General features: G+C 65.9%; 1 protein-coding gene. It reads left to right on the top strand.

The annotated features are described in order from the left end of the window. Nucleotides 1–245: 245 nt before the first annotated feature. Nucleotides 246–631, top strand: a 386-nt coding sequence (locus tag DSOL_RS28570) for an acyl-CoA/acyl-ACP dehydrogenase (protein WP_207649691.1), incomplete at its 3' end; no start/stop codon positions are given.

Raw genomic sequence — 631 nt, 5'->3', positions numbered from 1 at the left:
GATGCCGGGGCGGCCACCTGCTCCCTGGCCAACAACCTGGCCCTGTCGCCCATCCACGAGCGCGGCACCACCCGAGCAGCGCGACCATTATATGACCCTGTGCGCCCCGTCCCCCGGATCGCGCCCCCTGGCGCGGCGCGTTTGCCCTGACCGAACCCATTCCCTACGTCGGCGTCGATACCGGCGTCCTGACCGGCAAGGTGCGCGTCGATTCCTGGGAAGACGGCCAGGAGCCGATCCTGCACGTGGAAAAACGCGGCCGCTTCATCACCGGCATGGATTTCGCCAATTACGCCACCGCTGCCGTGGACACCGCCGATCCCCGCATCAAGTCCTCCTGCATCATCATCCTGGAAGAGACCGATCCGGGCTTGTTCGACCGCGGCGCGCCGACGCTTAAAATGGTGCACCAGCTGTCCTCCACCCGCGACCCGGTTTTCAACCTCAAGGTGCCGGCCAGCCGCATCATCGGCGGCTATACGGTCAAGGACGGCTCTATCGTCCCCAATTATTCCCACTCCGAGGTCATTGCCGCCGTGTTCCACCGCACCCGCGTGCCGGTGGCCCTTATGACCACGGCCAAGCTCCTCTCGGCCATCGAGCCGGTCATCCGCTACCAGCGCACCCGGTT

This window comes from Desulfosporosinus metallidurans, from assembly GCF_001936615.1.
GTDB classification, from domain to species: Bacteria; Bacillota; Desulfitobacteriia; order Desulfitobacteriales; family Desulfitobacteriaceae; genus Desulfosporosinus; species Desulfosporosinus metallidurans.
The sequence above is the reverse complement of the archived record's forward strand: the minus strand, read 5'-3'. Positions and strand labels throughout refer to the sequence as shown.